Origin of the sequence: Larkinella soli (assembly GCF_003703975.1) — a bacterium.
GTDB lineage: Bacteria > Bacteroidota > Bacteroidia > Cytophagales > Spirosomataceae > Larkinella > Larkinella soli.
This window is the reverse complement of the sequence record NZ_QTJY01000061.1, coordinates 1-694: the sequence shown is the minus strand read 5'-3', so window position 1 is coordinate 694 and position 694 is coordinate 1. Positions and strand designations below refer to the sequence as shown.

The window sequence follows — 694 nt, the reverse complement described above, 5'->3', positions numbered from 1 at the left end:
GACCGGTCACGGTGACGGGCAACTTCGAGGGCTACCTCGATGTGGCCACCTGCAACACGCTCGAAGGCTGGCTGTGGAACCGCGACAAGGGCAACCTCTCCTACGCCATCGACTTCCTGGAAGGCGAGACCCTCGAGTCGGCGACGCTGGTGGGTTCGGTGATGGCCGACATCTACCGCCAGGACCTGAAAGACCGGGGCAAAGGCAACGGGGTCCATGCCTACGCCTTCCCGGTGCCCCCGGCCCTGAAGACCGGCCAGAACCGCAAGCTCTGGGCCCGCGTGCAGGGCAACAGCTTCGTCTTGAAAGGCTCGCCCAAGACCATCAACTGTGCTTCGGGGGCCCGCCAGGGCGTGGCCTCGGCCGAAGCCGAGTTGCAGCTGGAGGTGACGCCCAACCCCAGCCGGGGGCCGGTGGTGCTGCGGTACCGCATCGAGGCCCGGCAGTCGGCGCAGCTGCAGGTGGTGGATGTGCTGGGACGGGTGGTGTGGCAGCGGAGCGTAGAGGGCAGCGGGCAGTGGCAGCAGCAGCGGGTGGAGCTGCCGGCGAGTGCCTCGGGGCTGCAGGTGGTGCAGTTGCAGGCGGGCGGTCGGCAGGTGAGCCGGCGGCTGCTCATCCAGCGGTAAGCGCTCACTGTCCGGAAAGACCTCAGAAGCCGCCGGGAGACTTCCCGGCGGCTTCTGATTTTTATGAA

The 694-nt window shown here is 67.6% G+C and carries 1 protein-coding gene; it reads left to right on the top strand.

The window, feature by feature from the left end; all coding sequences use genetic code 11:
* Positions 1-626, top strand: a 626-nt coding sequence (locus tag DX909_RS29330; protein ID WP_164851463.1) for a T9SS type A sorting domain-containing protein, incomplete at its 5' end; no start/stop codon positions are given.
* Positions 627-694: the final 68 nt, after the last annotated feature.